The sequence below is a fragment of the Mesorhizobium sp. M2E.F.Ca.ET.209.01.1.1 genome (assembly GCF_004010375.2).
In the GTDB taxonomy this organism is placed as follows: domain Bacteria; phylum Pseudomonadota; class Alphaproteobacteria; order Rhizobiales; family Rhizobiaceae; genus Mesorhizobium.
In genome coordinates this window covers 73,944-91,102 of record NZ_SADP02000017.1, presented here as the reverse complement: position 1 = coordinate 91,102, position 17,159 = coordinate 73,944, and the positions used below count along the sequence as shown (strand labels likewise).

16 protein-coding genes and 1 riboswitch are annotated in these 17,159 nt (G+C 64.3%); of the genes, 9 read left to right on the top strand and 7 right to left on the bottom strand.

Translation table 11 applies throughout. From position 1 onward, the window contains the following. The first annotated feature begins 38 nt into the window (after positions 1–38). Entirely contained in the window at positions 39–401 is a 363-nt protein-coding gene (locus EN852_RS26565; protein WP_127878579.1) for a nuclear transport factor 2 family protein, read from the top strand. Between the two features lie 278 nt (positions 402–679). Here EN852_RS26565 and xylB read toward each other — a convergent pair whose 3' ends face one another. The 3 genes from xylB to EN852_RS26550 form a co-directional block, all read right to left on the bottom strand. Further along, entirely contained in the window at positions 680–2,134 is a 1,455-nt protein-coding gene (xylB, locus tag EN852_RS26560) for a xylulokinase (RefSeq protein WP_127878577.1), read from the bottom strand. 82 nt (positions 2,135–2,216) lie between these two features. Further along, positions 2,217–3,539 carry a tetratricopeptide repeat protein gene (locus EN852_RS26555; protein WP_127878575.1) on the bottom strand — a complete coding sequence of 441 codons (1,323 nt, stop codon included), beginning with the start codon at positions 3,537–3,539 and terminating at the stop codon, positions 2,217–2,219. Between the two features lie 116 nt (positions 3,540–3,655). Next, positions 3,656–4,279, bottom strand: coding sequence for a LysE family translocator (locus tag EN852_RS26550; protein WP_127878573.1), 624 nt, complete (start codon positions 4,277–4,279; stop codon positions 3,656–3,658). A 331-nt stretch (positions 4,280–4,610) separates the two neighbouring features. On the opposite strand from EN852_RS26550, the gene EN852_RS26545 reads away from it, so the two are divergent. From EN852_RS26545 to EN852_RS26520, 6 genes are all read left to right on the top strand, one after another. After that, the gene (locus EN852_RS26545; protein ID WP_246694408.1) at positions 4,611–5,279 is read left to right on the top strand and encodes a L,D-transpeptidase; all 669 of its coding nucleotides are present in this window, start codon (positions 4,611–4,613) and stop codon (positions 5,277–5,279) included. A gap of 88 nt (positions 5,280–5,367) precedes the next feature. Continuing rightward, positions 5,368–6,534, top strand: coding sequence for a diphosphate--fructose-6-phosphate 1-phosphotransferase (locus tag EN852_RS26540; protein WP_127866656.1), 1,167 nt, complete (start codon positions 5,368–5,370; stop codon positions 6,532–6,534). Continuing rightward, positions 6,534–7,295: an MBL fold metallo-hydrolase gene (locus tag EN852_RS26535; protein ID WP_246694407.1), complete on the top strand. Its 762-nt coding sequence runs from the start codon at positions 6,534–6,536 to the stop codon at positions 7,293–7,295. The genes EN852_RS26540 and EN852_RS26535 overlap by 1 nt, the downstream gene beginning before the upstream one ends. A gap of 187 nt (positions 7,296–7,482) precedes the next feature. Further along, complete coding sequence (locus EN852_RS26530) at positions 7,483–9,021, top strand: DegQ family serine endoprotease (protein WP_127878569.1); 1,539 nt, start codon at positions 7,483–7,485, stop codon at positions 9,019–9,021. Positions 9,022–9,144: 123 nt separating this feature from the next. Further along, positions 9,145–9,756: a sulfite oxidase-like oxidoreductase gene (locus tag EN852_RS26525; RefSeq protein WP_127878568.1), complete on the top strand. Its 612-nt coding sequence runs from the start codon at positions 9,145–9,147 to the stop codon at positions 9,754–9,756. Continuing rightward, positions 9,753–10,526: a ferredoxin reductase gene (locus EN852_RS26520; RefSeq protein ID WP_246694406.1), complete on the top strand. Its 774-nt coding sequence runs from the start codon at positions 9,753–9,755 to the stop codon at positions 10,524–10,526. Before EN852_RS26525 ends, EN852_RS26520 begins: the two co-directional genes overlap by 4 nt. A gap of 57 nt (positions 10,527–10,583) precedes the next feature. Here EN852_RS26520 and EN852_RS26515 read toward each other — a convergent pair whose 3' ends face one another. Beyond that, complete coding sequence (locus EN852_RS26515; protein WP_127878567.1) at positions 10,584–11,684, bottom strand: hybrid-cluster NAD(P)-dependent oxidoreductase; 1,101 nt, start codon at positions 11,682–11,684, stop codon at positions 10,584–10,586. 20 nt (positions 11,685–11,704) lie between these two features. After that, positions 11,705–12,952 carry an aromatic ring-hydroxylating dioxygenase subunit alpha gene (locus EN852_RS26510; protein ID WP_127878565.1) on the bottom strand — a complete coding sequence of 416 codons (1,248 nt, stop codon included), beginning with the start codon at positions 12,950–12,952 and terminating at the stop codon, positions 11,705–11,707. A gap of 108 nt (positions 12,953–13,060) precedes the next feature. Continuing rightward, a riboswitch (cobalamin riboswitch) is annotated at positions 13,061–13,263 on the bottom strand. A gap of 482 nt (positions 13,264–13,745) precedes the next feature. On the opposite strand from EN852_RS26510, the gene EN852_RS26505 reads away from it, so the two are divergent. Beyond that, a complete protein-coding gene (locus EN852_RS26505; RefSeq protein ID WP_127878563.1) occupies positions 13,746–13,952 on the top strand; it encodes a DUF680 domain-containing protein in 207 nt (68 codons plus the stop codon). Positions 13,953–14,023: 71 nt separating this feature from the next. Beyond that, positions 14,024–14,254 (top strand): DUF680 domain-containing protein, encoded by a 231-nt coding sequence (locus EN852_RS26500; protein WP_127878561.1) that lies wholly within the window; start codon positions 14,024–14,026, stop codon positions 14,252–14,254. Between the two features lie 77 nt (positions 14,255–14,331). On the opposite strand, the gene ugpC is transcribed toward EN852_RS26500, so the two are convergent. Together ugpC and EN852_RS26490 are read right to left on the bottom strand one after the other, a co-directional pair. Next, positions 14,332–15,444, bottom strand: coding sequence for a sn-glycerol-3-phosphate ABC transporter ATP-binding protein UgpC (gene ugpC / locus EN852_RS26495; protein WP_127878559.1), 1,113 nt, complete (start codon positions 15,442–15,444; stop codon positions 14,332–14,334). 35 nt (positions 15,445–15,479) lie between these two features. Then, positions 15,480–17,156 (bottom strand): alpha-glucosidase, encoded by a 1,677-nt coding sequence (locus EN852_RS26490; RefSeq protein WP_127878557.1) that lies wholly within the window; start codon positions 17,154–17,156, stop codon positions 15,480–15,482. Positions 17,157–17,159: the final 3 nt, after the last annotated feature.

Below are 17,159 nucleotides of genomic sequence, written 5' to 3'. Positions count from 1 at the left end.
AAAGTCACGTCGAAACGGTCCAACGAAGGAGCATCACCATGACCGACCTCAACACGATCGCCCGCAACTACATCAGTGCCTGGAACGAGAGCGATGCGACCCGCCGCAAGGCGCTGCTCGAAGCGGCCTTCACCCCGGACGTCAGCTATCGCGACCCGGTCATGCAGGGCGACGGCCATGACGGCGTCGCGGCATTGATCGGCGGCGTGCAGCAGCGCTTCGCCGGCTTCCGCTTCTCGCTGAAGGGTGAGCCGGACGGTTTCGCCGACAAAATCCGCTTCTCGTGGAACCTTGGGCCGGAAGGCGCGGAGTCCGTCATCGAGGGCACCGATATCGGCGTCATCGAGAACGGCCGCCTGAAGAGCGTTACGGGATTTCTGGATAAGGTGCCGGCGCAGTGAGATTCTGCTGTTAGGTTGGGCGCGAGGCCCCCCTCTCTGGCCTGCCGGCTCCGGCCCTTCGCTATCGCTCCGGGCGTTCGTCGTTCGGAAAGCCAAGCAATTGGCTTTCCGTCCGCTGCGCGGACCACTCCTCACCCCCCTCAAGCGGGGAGACTGATCGTCACGCGGACCTTCGCTAACCACCAACGCCGAAAGAAAAGAGCCAGCGCCCGAACTGCCAATCTCCCCCCTTGAGGGGGAGATGCCCGGCAGGGCAGAGAGGGGGGCCTCGCGCCTGCTCACGCAGTTACAGCCCTTATCGCCGGATAAAGTTCGCGATAGCGCTGATAAGCGTCTGCGAAGGCGCCGCCCAAGCCGATATCCGGCTCGATCGTCGCATCCGTCGCCGGCGCCGTGCACACCGCCAGCGGATCAGCTCCCGTCGCGGCGATCAACCCCAGCCTTGCCGCACCAAACGCCGCGCCGAAATCGCCGTCGGCGGGAATATCGACCGGCACCTGCAGCGCGGTGGCGATCGCCTTCAGCCAATAGCGCGAACGCGAGCCGCCGCCGATCGCGGTGACCCTTGTCAGCGTCGTGCCGGCCGTCTTCAACGCTTCGAGACTGTCGCGGAAGGCGAAGGCGACGCCTTCGAGTACGGCCTGAGTCAGAACAGCCCGGCTGGATTCGTGCCCGAGACCGGTGAAGGAGCCGCGAATTGCGGAATCATTATGCGGCGTCCGCTCTCCCGACAGATAGGGCAGGAAGGTGACGCCCGTCGGCGCCTTGAGCGCATCGCCGAGCTCGCGGGTGAGGTCGCCGGCGCCCTTTCCAGTGATCTCCGAAAGCCAGTTGAGCGAATCGGTGGCCGACAGGATGACGCCCATCTGGTGCCAGGTGTTGGGCAGCGCATGGCAGAAGGTGTGCACCGCGCTTTCCGGGTTCGGCAGATAGGAGGCGTTGGCGGCAAACAGCACGCCTGACGTGCCGAGCGACACGAAAGCATGTCCGGCGCCGACCGTGCCCATGCCGCAGGCCGAAGCCGCATTGTCGCCGGCGCCGCCGGCAACCGGAATCCCGTCCGCGACGCCCCATTTCGAGGCGAGCTCGCCGCGCAAGGCGCCGGCCTTGGCCGTGCCTTCGACCAGCGACGGCATATGCTTCTCGTCGAGCGATGTCGCCGCGAGCAATTCGGGCGCCCAGCGCCGCTTGCCGACATCAAGCCAGGAAGTACCGGCCGAATCCGACATTTCCGAAATATGCTCGCCGGTCAGCCAGAGCCGCAGATAATCCTTGGGCAACAGCACCTTGGCTACCCTGGCAAAGATTGCCGGCTCGTTGTTCTTCACCCAGGCAAGCTTCGGCGCGGTGAAGCCAGGGAAAACGATGTTGCCTGTGAGCTTGCGGAAGCGCGGATCGGCATCGAGCGCCGCCGCCTCGACATGGCTGCGGGTGTCATTCCACAGGATGCAGGGACGCAGCACATTGTCCGAGGCATCGAGCAGGGTGGCGCCATGCATCTGGCCGGAAAGGCCGATGCCCTCGACCGCTGCGAGCTCCTTCGGGTGTGAGGCCTTGAGCTCGGAAATCGCCGTCTCGCAAGCCTCGATCCAATGCGCGGGGTCCTGCTCCGACCAGCCCGGATGCGGCCGCGAGACCTCTAGCGAACCATGGCCGGAACCGATGACCTTCTGACCATCATCGATCAGCAGCGCCTTGACGCCCGAAGTGCCCAGGTCGAGGCCGAGATACATGATTTCCTCCCAATGCCATTAATTTTTTCGGATCTCGAAAAAATCTGGCTTGGCCAGTTCTTAGGACAAGATCCGCTGCGGGTCAATTCTCAGACAAATCGGAAGCGCGCCGCGAGAACAGCGCCGACAACGGGCTGTCCGGCCGCGCCAGCTGCCGTTCGGCGGTCAACGCCCGCGCCAGTGCCGTATCGCCGGCGCGCAATGAGGCTTCGATCAGCGTCAGGTCGATCACGTCGCGTTGCGCATGGGAGCCGCCGAAGCGGTGCGCGATCGAGCGGATCGGCCGGATCAACCGCACGGCCTCGTCATAGCGGCCCTCGCCGAAGGCCTTGATCGCAAGCGTCAGCGGATGGCCGACATCGCGCGTGAAGGCGGCGTTGTCGTCACTTCCGCGCATCGCCTCACGCTGCGCTTCGAGCAGCGTCTTCGCCGGCGCCTCCAGCCCGGCGCCGACAAAGGCCATCATCGCATGCGCGTCGTTGAAGGCATAGTTGCCGCCGCCGGCCTTGTGCCAGTTGTCGGCCAGAGCCGTCCAGCGGCCGCCGACATCGACGCCGCCGAGGCGCAGCCGCCACAGGATTGCCGAGGCATCGACCATGTTGAGCGCCATCGTCGATGCCTCGCCATAGATCGGGCCGTCATAGAGCGCCAGCACCTCGGCGACCTCGCCGAGGTCGTAGTGGAACAGCGCCAGATGCCACCAATTGTGCACCTTGAGGAAGCTTTCCCTGGTCCAGGCGTCGGGATTGGCGCGCATCCAGGCAATGCCGTCTTTTTGCCGGCTCTGCATCTCCATGACATGGGCGACGGCGTGCTGCGCCCAGCCGTCGCGCGGCTCGATCTCGACAGCCGTGCGGCCAAGCCGTTCGGCGCGGGCATAATCGCCCATCTCCTCGAGCCCGAAAGCCTGCATGCCGAGGACCGCATGATAGCCGGGCATGTCGCTTCGCCAGGTCGGTAGGGCGCGGCCGATGCGGTCGCGCAGCATGCGGGCATTGCCGGTGAAGAAATCAATCTGATGCCCGGTCAACAGCGCCACGAGATCGAGCGGATGGTCGATGGCGACATCCTCGAGGATGCGGGAGGCCTCATGCCAGCGCCCCCAGGCAAGATGGCCGAGGGCCGCGACATGCGCCCGCTCGCGCGCCGTGGCGGCGAGCGGCAAGGCCGCCTCGTGGCATGCCCTGGCCACGAGCGTTGCCTCGCGCTCGGTGGCGAGGCCGAAGAGGTAGCCCTTGAACACATGCGCCATGACGAAGCCGGGATCCTCGGCGATCGCGCGATCGGCGGATCCGACCGGATCGCCGATGAAGCATTGCAGCTCATGCACGGCGCGGGCGTAGGATGAAAACCCGGCTTCGGTCGCGCCCGAGTAAGTCAGGCCGAATGCATCCTTCAGCGCCATAGGGTGTCCTTCGACGATCGCGAATTTGCTGTTTGGAGCTCGATCCTAAAGCATCGCCATCCAAGCCGCCAACCCGTGGTCGATAGTGCCTCCGGCCTGCCGGGCTGTACGCCGCCTCAATTCCCCGAGCGCATCGCCACCGTGGCGATGCCGGCGCCGACCAGCAGCGTGCCGCCGGTGCGATTGAAGATGCGGATCGCCTTCGGGTTGCGCACGATGGCGCGCGCCCTCGACGCGACCAGCGCGTAGCCGAACGCGTTGGCGAAGGCCAAGGTCAGGAAGGTCGTCTCGAAGATCAGCATCTGCGTCCAGAAGTCGGCATGCCGGTCGAGGAACTGCGGCAGGAAGGCGACGAAGAAGGTGATGCTCTTGGGGTTCAGCGCCGTCACCAGCCATGCATGAGCCATCATCCGTGCCGCCGATACCGCGTCGGTACGCGGCTCCGCCTTCAGCGCGCCGCCGGCGCGGAACAGTTTTATGCCAAGATAGATCAGGTAGCCGGCGCCGATCACCTTGAGCACGGTGAACACGGTGGCCGAAGCCGCGAGCAGCGCGCCGATGCCGAGCATCGACAGCGTCATGGCGGTGAAGTCGCCCAGCGCGACGCCCACCGCCATCGGCAGCGCGGTGCGCCAACCCTGGCCCAGCGCATAGGAGACGACCAGCAGGATCGTCGGGCCCGGAATGACGAGAAGGATGGAAGAGGCGGCGGCGAAGGCAGCCCAGTTTTCGAAGGACATTTCCCTGCTCCTTGAGCGCAAAGAACAGGATAAATCCTGGGGTCCGCGAGAATGTAAAGAGGCCGTTGGAAAAATCTTCGGCGCCTGTGCCCCGGGCTCGTTGGCCGCCGCAACGATCCGTTAGGGTTAAGCCGGACGTCCGCGCTTTCACCCTTTTTCAACCATGACTGGCGAAAATGCCCTTATCCGGCCGGACCGTGCTTCCCGCCGGCAGCGTAGGGTTTGGTGTATGCGCGAGTTGCCGCAAAGTCTGACGCCGCCTTCCAACGGCGCCGCAATCGATACCGAAATTCAGTTTTCCCGCCGCGCCGTGCTTTCGGGTGCCGGCGCCATGGCGGTGCTCGGCCTCGCCGGCTGCAGCACCACGGACACGCTCGACCTGCCGCAAATGCAGCTTGACAACACCGTCACCGGTTCCGTGCCGCCCATGCGTCCGGCGATCAGCGTCGACAAGAACATCACCGGGCCAGATGTGATGTACGCCTCGCTCACCGATGGCGGTTTCGAGGTGCCGGCGGTGCCGTGGCAGAAGGTCAAACCGCAGTTCCGCCGCCAGATCGTCGTCGACAAGACCGGCGAGGCGCCCGGGACCATCGTCGTCCACCTGCAGGAACGTATGCTCTATCTGGTGCAGCCGGGCGGCGACGCCATCCGCTATGGCGTCGGCATCGGCAAGGACGGCTTCCGCTGGTCGGGCCGCGCCAACATCCAGTATGGCCGCGAATGGCCGGTCTGGACGCCGCCGCCGGAAATGATCCAGCGCAAGCCTGAACTGGTGAAATGGCAGGGCGGCCAGCCCGGCGGCCTCACCAATCCGCTCGGCGCCCGGGCGCTCTACATCTACCAGAACGGCAAGGACACCGGCTACCGCATCCACGGTTCGCCCGAATGGTGGAGCATCGGCCAGGCGATGTCCTCGGGCTGCGTGCGCCTGATCAACCAGGACATCATCGACCTCTACAGCCGCGTCTCCAAGAAGAACCCGGTCGTCGTAGTCTGATCGTTCCGTCAAGCCCACTCTTCCGTTGCGCGATGCCGCAAGACAGGCGAAGGTGCCCTGAAAACCTTCGCTTCGGGAGAGAACGAGCATGGCTGGAACCTTCGTCATCGCGCAGGGCGGCGGCCCCACCGCCGTCATCAACCAGACGGTCGTCGGCGCCACGCTGGAAATCCGCAAGCGCCATCCGGGCGCCAAGGTGCTGGGCTCGATCCATGGCGTGCGTGGCATCCGCGACGGCAATTATGTCGATCTCTCCGCCATCCCCGAGGACCGGCTGCGGCTGATTGCCGGCACGCCGAGCGCAGCCCTCGGCTCGACGCGCGACAAGCCGGACGCCGCCTATTGCGAAGTCATCCTTAACGGCCTGAAAAAGGCCGGCGCCGACGCCTTCATCTATATCGGCGGCAACGACACCTCGGGCACGCAGCAGATCCTGACCGATGCCGCCGGCGGCTCGATCGCCTTCGTCCATGCGCCCAAGACCATCGACAACGACCTCGAGGAGAACGACCATACGCCGGGCTTCATCTCGGCGGCCGAGTTCGTCGCCGGCGCCTTCCTCTCCGTCGACCTCGATTTCCGCGCCTTGCCCGGCATCTATGTCGGCATCGTCATGGGCCGGCATGCCGGCTTCCTCACCGCCGCAGCCGCCGCCTGGCAGCTCGATCCCGACAGCGGCCCGCATCTGGTCTATGTGCCGGAACGCGCCTTCTCGGCGAAGCGCTTCATCGATGAAGTGCGCGAAAAGCTGGATCGCCACAAGCGCTGCATTGTCGCCGTCTCGGAGGGCGTCAGCACCGCCGACGGCAAGGCGCTGGTCGAAAGCCTGGTGCCGCCGGAGAAGCTCGAGCGCGACCAGCACGGCAACGTCAAGCTGTCGGGCAGCGACCTGCCGGCAGCACTTGAGCGTGCATTGGCAGAAGGCCTGCCGGGGAAGCGTGCCCGGGTCGACGCACTGGGTTACATGCCGCGCGGCTATGTCGGCGCCATCAGCGCCGTCGACGCCAAGGAGGCCTTCGATGCCGGCGCCTTCGCGGTCGCCGTCGCCGGCGAAGGTGGCGGTTCGGTGGCGATCCAGTATGACGGGTCGAAGACAGTGTTGAAGAAAGTGCCGCTGAAGGCGGTGGCCGGCAAGACCCGCCATATGCCAGACGATTTCATGCAGCCGGACGCCAACCAGCTTTCGGAAGCCGGCATGGCCTATCTGAAGCGGCTTGTGCCGGAAAAATACAAGGTGGGGAAGCCGTTCGTCTGATGGCCGGCGGCTCGATGCCCGAGCTCGAGGTCGGCGACTGGTTCGGCAAGGCGAAAGTCGATGCCGCTACGACGATGCTGACCGAGCCCTTCGTGCATGATTTCGTGCGCGCCAACATCTGGCATTTGAAGGGCCGCGACGCGGACCTTCTGGTCGACACCGGCATGGGCATCCGCCCGCTGGCGCCTCAGATCGACACGCCGGCCGGCAAGCCGCTCATCGTCGTCGCCACGCACATCCATCTCGACCATGTCGGCTCGCTGCACGAATTCCCGCTGCGCATGGGGCCTAAGATGAGCGCGGCTGAGTTCGACGGCATGGATGATGCCGTCACCTACGCCTACATGTTCCACAATCTCGACGGCGCCGTCTCGAAACTGCCGGCGCCGGATTGGAAGGCGGCTGACTATCGCATTCCTTCCGCGCCGCTGACCCGCATGCTCGATGAGGGCGACGAAGTCGATCTCGGCGACCGGAAATTCCGCGTGCTGCATCTGCCGGGGCATTCGCCGGACTCCATCGGGCTCTTCGACGAGGCCGACGGCCTCTTCTTTGCCGGCGACGCCATCTATGACGGCATGCTTATCGACGACCTGCCGGATTCCGACCGCACGGCCTATTGCCGCACCATGCAGCGCCTGCTCGATCTGTCGATCCGCATCGGCCTGGGCGGTCACGGGCCAAGCTTCGATGCCGCCCGCATGCGCGCAATGGCTTCGTCCTACCTGCGCCGGCGCGAGCGGTTCGTAAGCGGTCTCTGAATTAAATCTTTGTAAGGTCATCCAAAGGCCCTGATTCAGGCCGTTCCGCTTCCTAAATGTCCATCGTCGATCCGGCCGGCTGCCATGTGCGGCGAGGCAGGCATTCCCGGTCGCCGACACGTTGACGGGCGCTCTTCCAGAAGCGCCTGCGGCGCTGGATCAACCTCTCGCCCGGACAGAAACGACCATGTCACCATCAAGCATTCTTCGCAGACATCGCGTCGCGGCCCTGTTGGGCGCTGCGCTGATCATTTCTCCTGTTATTGGCTCCTTTGCCGAGAGCGCAAACAACGCCGGATTGAGTAACGCCGTCGCGACCACCCAAACTCCGGTCGCCGGCGTCACCGCGCCTAATGGCTCCTTCGCTCCCGTTGTCGCCACCACGAAGCCGGCAGTCGTAACAATCACGACAATGATGAAGGGCCAAGCGGACGCCATGAGCGAGGGTTCGCCTTTCGACGGCAACTCGCCTTTCGACGATTATTTCCGGCAATTCTTTGGCGACCAGGGCATCCCGATGCCCAAGACGCCGCCGCAGCGAGCACCACGCAGCGAAGCTCTGGGCTCCGGCTTCATCGTCAGCGCCGATGGGACAATCGTAACCAACAACCACGTCATTGACGGTGCCACCTCGATCAAGGTGACGCTCGATGACGGCACGGAGCTGCCGGCAAAGCTGGTTGGCCACGACGCGAAGCATGACCTGGCTGTACTCAAGATCAAGGCAGACAAGCCGTTGCCCACCGTCAAGTGGGGCGATTCCAGCAAGCTGATGACCGGCGACCAGGTGCTGGCGATCGGCAACCCGTTCGGCATCGGCACTACCGTGACCGCCGGCATCGTCTCGGCGCGCGGCCGCGACCTGCACAGCGGGCCGTTCGACGATTTCATTCAGATCGACGCGCCGATCAACCACGGCAATTCGGGCGGGCCGTTGGTCGACATCCACGGCGACGTGGTTGGCATCAACACCGCCATCTATTCGCCCAACGGCGGCAGCGTCGGCGTCGGCTTCGCTATCCCGTCGGATCAGGCCCAGAAGGTCGTCGCCAAGCTGATGAAGGGCGGCGACATCGAGTATGGCTATCTCGGCGTTCAGATCCAGCCGGTCACGCCGGATGTTGCCGGCGCCATTGGCCTCGACCACCCTGCGGGAGCCTTGGTCTCGTCGGTCACTCCGGGCTCGCCTGCGGCCAAGGCGGGCATTGAAGTCGGGGATGTGATCACCGGCTTTGGCGGCCAGGAGATCAAGGATCCGAAGGACCTGTCGCGCGCCGTGGCGGATGTCCCGCCCGGCAGCAAGGAAACAGTCGACGTCTGGCGTAAGGGCAAAGCGGTTCAGGTCTCCGCAGACGTGGGTCGCAACACCGACGAGGTGCAGACCGCCTCGAATGGCGAGAGCGGCAAGCCGTCAGCGGGCCAAGGCGTGCCGTCGCTCGGTCTCGGGCTTACCGATATCACTCCCGATATCCGGCAAGAACTCAACCTTGCCGAGAACCAGCACGGTGCCGTGATCGAGCGCGTCAATCCGGATAAGGCGGCTTCGGCAGCGGGCCTCCAGCCGGGGGATGTCATCGTCGGCGTCGACCAGACACCCGTAAAGAACGCCAGACAGGCGAACCAGGCGATCGCCGAGGCGGCCAGGTCGGGCAAGAAGTCGGTGCTGTTGCTGGTGGATCGCGGCGACGCGCAGATCTTCGTCGCCGTGCCCTTCGCCGCCGGCTGAGAAGCGCTTCGACAGGGCCTGCCGGCATCTCCGGCGGGCCCTGCCTCAATATTTCTGTTGCCCCCCGAGGCGTATTCGAGAACACTCGCTGCGGTCGATCAATCCGGCACGAGGAATGTCTCGATGGTCACGCGCGGCTTCTTTTCCGGACGGCGTCCTCCTTCCGACACTGACGCGCGCATTCCGCCCGGCCAGTATCTGGAGCAGGGCTTTCCCGTGCTTTCGGCAGGGCCGACGCCGCGCGTGCGCACCGAGGACTGGTCCTTCACCCTCAAGCAGGGACCCAAGCCAATCAAGAAATGGAACTGGGCCGAGTTCAACGCCCTGCCGCAAAGCAAGATGACGCGCGATATCCACTGCGTGACGGCCTGGACCAAGTTCAACACGCCGTGGCAAGGCGTGATGGTCGACGACATCCTCGCCGATGCCGGTATCGAGCCGCCGACTGCCTACACGCTGGCGCTGTCCTTTGACGGCTATTCCACCAATGTCCCGACCAAGGACCTCGTCACCGGCAAGGCGATGGTGGCGCTGCTCTATGAAGGCAAGCCGATCACGCCGGATCATGGCGGGCCGGCGCGGCTATTGGTGCCGCATCTCTATTTCTGGAAATCGGCCAAATGGGTGAACGGGCTGCAGTTCACCGAGCGCGACGAACCAGGCTTCTGGGAGCTGCGCGGCTATCACATGTATGGCGACCCGTGGCGCGAGCAGCGCTATTCGAGCGATCCATGAGCTCGACCCGTGAGGGGCAATCCATGAGTGCCGAGCCGTCGCCGCAGTCGCCCTGGCAGGCAGCCACCATCACCCGCATCGAAAAACGCACGCCGCGCGTCACCAGCTTCTGGTTCCAGCCGTCGCGGCCTTTCGCCCATCTGGCGGGCCAGCATGTCGACATCAGGCTGACGGCGCCGGACGGCTATCAGGCGCGCCGCTCCTATTCCATCGCCTCGGCGCCGGAAGCAGGCGGCGGCGTCGAGTTGGCGATCGAGCGGCTCGACGATGGCGAGGTCTCGCCTTTCTTCCACGACGTGGCCGCCGTCGGCGACGAGATCGAGCTGCGCGGCCCGCTTGGCGGCCATTTCATCTGGGAGGAGAGCGACGGCGGGCCGATCCTTCTGGTCGGCGGCGGCTCCGGTGTCGTGCCGCTGATGGCGATGGTGCGCCATCGCACACTGCGCAACAAGGCGGTGCCGGTCGCGCTGGTGTTTTCGGCGCGGATCTGGGACGAGGTCATCTTTCGCGACGAACTGATCGGCTTGGACGACCGGCTTGACGGATTCAACCTGGTGCTGACGCTGACCCGTGAGCCGGCGAGGCGCCCCTCCGACTATTCCCGGCGCGTCGACGCCCGCATGATGGCGCAGGCCGTCGAGCGCCTGCCCAAGGCGCCGAGGCTCGCCTATGTCTGCGGCTCGAACGCGTTCGTCTCGGCCGCCGCCGACGCCTTGATCGGCGCCGGCGTTCCGGCGGAAATCATCCGCACCGAGCGCTACGGCGTTTAGAAGCATGATCCCGGCGAGGATGATCCCGCAACGGTCCTCGCCTCGACCGGTAAGCCTTCAGGCCTCGATGTCCAGTGCCGACAGCGGCCTCGAACAGCAGGCCAGGATATAGCCGTCATCGATCTCGTGATCGAGAATGCCGCCATTGTGGCTCATCGAGACGTCGCCCGAGACCTTTTTCACCTTGCAGGTTCCGCAGAGACCGAACTCGCAGGCCGCCGGGATCCTGACGCCTGAAGAGCGCGCCGTCTGCAGCACGGTCTGTCCGGCGACGCATTCCGCATCGACGTTTGAAAGCGAAAAGCGGACCGGCGTCACCGCTTCGGCGGGCGGCTGGGCGTCCTCGCCGGCCGGCATCGCGAACGGCGCCGGGACTGCTTCCACGGCCGGCGCCGCGAAGCTCTCCTGATGGTAGCGGCTCATGTCGAAGCCGGCGGCCTCCAGCATCTGTCGCACGGCACGCATGAAAGGGTCGGGCCCGCAGCAGAAGATTTCCCGTTCGCGGAAATCAGGTGCCAGAAGCGGCAGCCGGATCGCGTCGATGCGGCCCATATGACCGAACCAGCCCTCGCGACTCGACCGCTCCTCGATCATGAAGCCGAGTGACAGGCCGGGCATGCGGCTGCCGAGCAGTTCGAGCTCCTTGCGGAAGATGATCTCTTCCGGCCGGCGCGCGCAGTTGACGAACCCGACATCGGTCCAGGGCGCGCAGTCGTTCAGCCAGCGCAGCATCGACATCATCGGTGTGACGCCGGATCCGGCCGAAATGAACAGATATTTGGCCGCCGGATGGCTGTGCAGCGAGAAATCGCCGGCCGGCCCGTAGGCCTTCACATGGACGCCGGGCTTCAGATTGTCGAACATCCAGCGCGTGCCGACGCTTCCGGCTTGCGCTTTCACCGTCACTGCGATCGAGAACGGCCGCGACGGCGAGGACGACAACGTGTAGGTGCGCATTAGCGGTCCGTCGGCCGTCGGCAATTCCAGCGTCACGAACTGCCCCGGCTTGTAGCGGAACCAGGTCTGATTGTCGGAGCGGAAGGTGAACGTCTTCACCTGCGGCGCCTCGTCGCTGACGCCGATCACTTCCAGCACCTGCAGCCTGTCGTTCCACGGCGCCATCTCGTCGAGATGGCGATAGAGGCCGAGATCCGTCATCGCATTCACCTCCTCGGCCTTCAGGCGACGCTGCGCAGCGCCGGGCGACCGCCTTCGGCAAGGCGCGGACCGATGAAGGAGGCGTACCACTCGACGAACTGGATGACGCCGCCCTCATGCAGCTCGGAATAGGGACCAGGCTCGTAGGCCGGCGACAGGATGCCGAGCGCGTTTTCCTCGACGATGCGGCGGTCCTGATCGTTGGTCTCGGTCCAGACATGGGTGAGCTCTGCCAGATCGTAGTCGACGCCTTCCACCGCGTCCTTGTGGACCAGCCATTTCGTCGTCACCGCGGTCTCGGTGGCGCTGATAGGCAGCACACGGAAGGTGACGGCGTGGTCGATGAGGATATGGTTCCACGTGGTCGGGTAGTGGTAATGCATCAACGTGCCGATACGGTCGGTGGCGACGCCGGCGGACAGGTTTTTCGTCACGGCGCGCTTGCCGCTCATCGTGTAGCTGACGGCGTCGCGCAGCAGCGGCGCGCGCGTTGCGCGGTATTGCCCGGCCGGATCGATCCGGAACCGGCTCGGCAGACCCGCCGCCTCGCATTTCGCCCAGTGCGCAAGCATTTCCGGATCGCTGTCGGCGCCTTGCACGCCTGTCACCGTCGGCGCTTCCGGAAAAGTCTTGCACAGTTCCGGATGGTTGCCGGCGCAATGATAGCATTCGCGGTTGTTTTCCCAGACGAGCTTCCAGTTGCCCTTCTCGACGATCGTCGATTCGAACGCGACCTTCGCCTCGCTCAGCCGGTGCGGCAGGAGATAGGGTTCGATCATGGCGCGCATGGGCGCGAAGTCGGCAGGCTCCTTTGCCAGGCAGATGAAGATGTAGCCGCCGACGCTTTCGCAGGCCACGGGCTTCAGGCCGAACTGGCCTTTGTCGAACCCTTCCGCCATCTGGCGCGCAAACAGCAACCGCCCGTCGAGCTCGTAAGTCCACTGATGGTAAGGACAGACCAGCTTGGCGGCGGTGCCCTTGTCCGTGTTGCACACGCGGCTGCCGCGATGCCGGCAGGAGTTGTGGAAAGCGTTGATCCTTCCCTTCTGGTCGCGGACCAGCACCACCGGATAGTCGCCGACCTGGACGGTGATGTAGCTGCCTGGTTTCGGCAGCTCGCAATCATGGCCGATGAACAACCAGTCACGATACCAGATCAGCTCCATGTCGAGCTTGAAATAATCGGGATCGGTATAGAAGGGCTGCTCAAGCGAGTAGCCCGGCTTACGGCTCTGCAGGAGCCTCAGCATGTCGTTACGCGCATCCATGTCCTGTCCTCGCATCAAGGACTGAACTGGTGGTGATGGAGAAGAACGACCGCCACCGGCAGGGCCGGGCGCGCGCCGTCCGCCTCTTGACCGCCCACCGCGATCAGTCGAGTTCCAAATGTCTCGGGCTGGTTTCCGGGCTTTGGAGTTGCCCTCGCGGGCAGTCGCAACACCTTCCCAGGCCCATGGCCCAGTGGTCTCCCGTTGCGACTTCACTCCACCACCGTTGCGGGGGCAGCGCCGGATTTCGACCGGCTTCCCAATTCTCCGCGTCGTCGCGACGAAGCGGCACCTGAGATGGCCTGATCTAACCACGACAGCCGGTTTCCCGTCGGCATGAAAACGACATCGCATCCATGCGGCGCGACAATGGACGCCGTATTCACGGTGCCGGTTCCCGTCTTTTTCGCCTTGCCCCCGCTTCCGGGGACGAGGTTCGGGAGGCCTTGGATGGTTAACAGTATCAAAAAGTGACTATTAGCAGATTCTAAAATCGAACCGAACGGTTCGTTTCTGTTGACGGTGCGTGCAGAGCGCTGTGAACGTTGGCGCTCCGACACACTTGGTGAGCCAACTGCATAGATCGCATAAACCATTGATAAAACTGAGTAAAAATGTGGTCATAGGCATGCTTATCAAAAACTTCAAGATGCGGATTCATGGTCCAGACGAAAAAACTTCGTGATTGGAATCCGGCGATCGGCTTACCCAAATGAGCGCTGTCCGAACGACGCGATTTCATTCCCAAGACACGCCGCTAGACGGACGGAATAAAAATACTGGAGTAGCAAAAATGAAAAAGATTGTTCTCACTGCCGCCGCCCTTCTGGCCATTTCGGGCAGCGCCTTTGCCGGTAGCGATAATTACAACTCGCAGGCTGCCAATCAGCCGGCGGCCACCGTCGACTCTTCTTACACGGCCTCGGTCCGCAAGTCCGAACCGGCTGAACAGAAGCCTGTCACCACGGGCGCCGACCGCAACCTTTTCGGTAACAACTAACAGCCGACGTCGAACCGGCGACCGGCTTGCCCGTCGTCTCGGTCGGATCAAGAAATTCAGGAGTCCCTAAGATGAAAAAGATCGTTCTTGCCACCGCGGCTCTCGTGGCCGTTTCCACGGCCGCTTTTGCGGGCAGCGACAACTACAACAACAGCGGCGTCAACCAGCCGGCTCCGGCCGTGGATACGACCCGCACCTCGTCGATCGGCACCGGTTCGCCGGTCTACAAGCTGCTGAACTCGGGCGACGCGCAGAAGTCGGCGCCGCAGGGCAGCGACCGCGATCACTTCGGCAATCGTTAACAGCCGACCGTGATTTAAAACAGGAGCGGCGGGCCAAGGCCCGCCGCTTTTTTCTTTGCCGTGGCGGCTCTGTCCGCTCAGGCCGCCTTCGCTTCTTCGCGATGCAGCGTGAAGGAATGGCCGTCGGCGTCGAAGATATGCAGATCGCCGGCGCTGGCGTTGAGCCGCAGTGTCTCTCCGCGCTTGACCTCGACATTGCCCGGCAGCTTGGCGACCAGCGGCAGGTCGGCGCGGCCGATATCGATATAGACGAGCTGAACCTCGCCGAGCTGCTCGATATAGTCGACCTTGCCCTCGAAGAGGTAATCGGAACCGGTGGCGATCAAGAGATCCTCCGGCCGCACGCCGAAGCTGACCGCGGCGCCATTCGCCGAGGCAGGCGTCGCGATCGGCACCGTCGCCTTGCGGTCGCCGACATGGCTGACCACGGTCGGGTTGCCGGCTTTCTCGATCTTCGCCGGCAATATGTTCATCGCCGGCGAGCCGATGAACTGGGCGACGAACAGATTGCCGGGCCGCTTGTAGAGCTCCATCGGCGTGCCGACCTGCTCGACAACTCCTTCCTTCAACACCACGATGCGGTCCGCCAGCGTCATCGCCTCGACCTGGTCGTGGGTGACGTAGATCATCGTGGTGTTCGGCATCGATTCCTTCAGCTTGGCGATCTCGATGCGGGTGGCGACGCGCAGCGCTGCGTCAAGGTTCGAAAGCGGCTCGTCGAACAGGAACACTTTCGGGTTGCGCACGATGGCGCGGCCGATGGCGACGCGCTGGCGCTGGCCGCCCGACATCGCCTTGGGCAGGCGGTCGAGATATTTGGTCAGCTGCAGGATTTCCGCCGCCTGCCGCACCCGCTTGTCGATCTCCGCCTTGCTTTCCTTGCCGATCTTCATAGAGAAGGCCATGTTGTCGTAGACCGTCATGTGCGGATAGAGCGCATAGGACTGGAACACCATGGCGATGCCGCGCTTCGACGGCGGCACGTCGTTCACCACCTCGCCATCGATCTTCAACTCGCCCCCGGTGATCTCCTCGAGCCCCGCGATCGACCGCAGCAAGGTGGATTTGCCGCAGCCCGATGGCCCGACGAAGACGATGAACTCTCCCGATTTGATGTCGAGGTCGATGCCGTGGAGAATGTTGAGGTTGCCGTATGACTTCTTCACCTGGTTCAGCGTGACATCGGCCATGTTTGTCTCCTCCCGTTGATTGCTGTCTTAGAAGTTCAGTCGATGCGCCCGAACCAGGCGCCGTATCCGCCGAGGCGGACCGGCCCGCTGCCAGTCTGTCCCGAAAAGCCATGTCCGGGCAAGGGCTGCAGCGCGCCTTGGCCGAGATCGATTTCGGCGGATTTGCTGCCGAGGTTGAAGGCGCAGACGATCCGCTCACTGCCCTCGCGGCGCGTGAAGGCGACGGTATCGCCGTCGCTTGCGATAAAGTCGATCTCGCCCTTGGCCAGCGCCGGGTGCTGGCGACGGAAGGCGAGGAAGCGGCGGTAGTGCTCGAGCAGCGAGCTGGCGTCGCCCTGTTGCACGTTGACGGCCTGCGACAGGTGCCTTCCCGGCACCGGCAGCCAGGGTTTCGCCGCCGAGAAGCCGCCATTCTTGGCGGCCGCTTCCCACACCATCGGCGTGCGGCAGCCGTCACGGCCCTTGAACTCCGGCCAGAAGCGGATGCCGTAGGGATCCTGCAGGTCCTCGAATTTCAGCTCGGCCTCGCCAAGGCCGAGCTCTTCGCCCTGATAGATGCAGACCGACCCGCGCAACGACATCAGCAGCGCCGAGATCACCTTGAGATAGGCGGTCGGGTCCGCCTCGTTGGCGGCCCAGCGCGAGGCGACCCGCATCACGTCGTGGTTGGAGAAGGCCCAGCACGACCAGCCGTCGCTGGCCACCGTGCCGAACGCCTCCAGCACCGCGCGCACTTTCGCCGCGCTGATCTTCTCCGGCGCCAGGAAGTCGAAGGAATAGCACATATGCACGCGCTTGCCGTCGGCGGTGTAGGCGGCGACCACTTCAAGGCCGCGCTGGGAGTCGCCGACCTCGCCGACGGCGGCCTGCGCCGGATATTCGTCGAGAAGCGCGCGGAAGCGCTCGAGGAAGCCGAGGTTTTCCGGCCGGCTCTTGTCGTAGATATGGTCTTGGTAGTTGTACGGGTTGACCGCGGGCGCGGTCTGGTCGTTGCGCTGTTCCGGCGGCAGTGGCGGATTGTCCTCCAGCCCCTGGCTGTGGAAATAGAAATTGATCGTATCCAGCCGGAAGCCGTCGACGCCGCGCTCCAGCCAGAAGCGGGTGATGTCGAGCAGCGCGTCCTGAACTTCAGCATTGTGGAAGTTGAGATCGGGCTGCTCGGCCAGGAAATTGTGCATGTAATATTGCTGGCGGCTGGTGTCCCACTGCCAGGCCGAACCGCCGAAGATCGACAGCCAGTTGTTGGGCGGCGTGCCGTCGGGCTTGGCGTCCGCCCACACATACCAGTCGGCCTTCGGATTGTTGCGGCTGGATCGGCTTTCCTTGAACCAGGGGTGGATGTCGGCGGTGTGCGACAGCACCTCGTCGATCATCACCTTGAGCCCCAGCCGGTGCGCCTCCGTCACCAGCGCGTCGAAATCGGCGAGCGTGCCGAACATCGGGTCGACGTCACAGTAATCGGAGACGTCATAGCCGAAATCTTTCATCGGCGATTTGAAGAAGGGCGAGATCCAGATGGCGTCGACGCCGAGCGAAGCGATGTAGGGCAAGCGCTGCACGATGCCTTTCAGGTCGCCGATGCCGTCGTCGTTGGAGTCCTGGTAGGAGCGCGGATAGATCTGGTAGATCACCGCGCCCCGCCACCAGTCGCGGTCGATGGCAGGGTCTGGGGCGGGGTCTGGTCTCGAAGTCGCCTTCAAAGCCGATTGCATGTC

Excerpts from the sequence above, each read along its gene's own strand:
- EN852_RS26555 (WP_127878575.1), bottom strand. The coding sequence starts at position 3,539 with ATGGCGCTGAAGGATGCATTCGGCCTGACTTACTCGGGCGCGACCGAA.
- EN852_RS26550 (WP_127878573.1), bottom strand. The coding sequence starts at position 4,279 with ATGTCCTTCGAAAACTGGGCTGCCTTCGCCGCCGCCTCTTCCATCCTT.
- EN852_RS26540 (WP_127866656.1), top strand. The coding sequence starts at position 5,368 with ATGGCTGGAACCTTCGTCATCGCGCAGGGCGGCGGCCCCACCGCCGTC.
- EN852_RS26535 (WP_246694407.1), top strand. The coding sequence starts at position 6,534 with ATGGCCGGCGGCTCGATGCCCGAGCTCGAGGTCGGCGACTGGTTCGGC.
- EN852_RS26565 (WP_127878579.1), top strand. The coding sequence starts at position 39 with ATGACCGACCTCAACACGATCGCCCGCAACTACATCAGTGCCTGGAAC.
- EN852_RS26520 (WP_246694406.1), top strand. The coding sequence starts at position 9,753 with ATGAGCTCGACCCGTGAGGGGCAATCCATGAGTGCCGAGCCGTCGCCG.
- EN852_RS26490 (WP_127878557.1), bottom strand. The coding sequence starts at position 17,156 with ATGCAATCGGCTTTGAAGGCGACTTCGAGACCAGACCCCGCCCCAGAC.
- EN852_RS26545 (WP_246694408.1), top strand. The coding sequence starts at position 4,611 with ATGGCGGTGCTCGGCCTCGCCGGCTGCAGCACCACGGACACGCTCGAC.
- EN852_RS26500 (WP_127878561.1), top strand. The coding sequence starts at position 14,024 with ATGAAAAAGATCGTTCTTGCCACCGCGGCTCTCGTGGCCGTTTCCACG.
- EN852_RS26510 (WP_127878565.1), bottom strand. The coding sequence starts at position 12,952 with ATGGATGCGCGTAACGACATGCTGAGGCTCCTGCAGAGCCGTAAGCCG.
- EN852_RS26515 (WP_127878567.1), bottom strand. The coding sequence starts at position 11,684 with ATGACGGATCTCGGCCTCTATCGCCATCTCGACGAGATGGCGCCGTGG.
- EN852_RS26525 (WP_127878568.1), top strand. The coding sequence starts at position 9,145 with ATGGTCACGCGCGGCTTCTTTTCCGGACGGCGTCCTCCTTCCGACACT.
- xylB (WP_127878577.1), bottom strand. The coding sequence starts at position 2,134 with ATGTATCTCGGCCTCGACCTGGGCACTTCGGGCGTCAAGGCGCTGCTG.
- EN852_RS26530 (WP_127878569.1), top strand. The coding sequence starts at position 7,483 with ATGTCACCATCAAGCATTCTTCGCAGACATCGCGTCGCGGCCCTGTTG.
- EN852_RS26505 (WP_127878563.1), top strand. The coding sequence starts at position 13,746 with ATGAAAAAGATTGTTCTCACTGCCGCCGCCCTTCTGGCCATTTCGGGC.
- ugpC (WP_127878559.1), bottom strand. The coding sequence starts at position 15,444 with ATGGCCGATGTCACGCTGAACCAGGTGAAGAAGTCATACGGCAACCTC.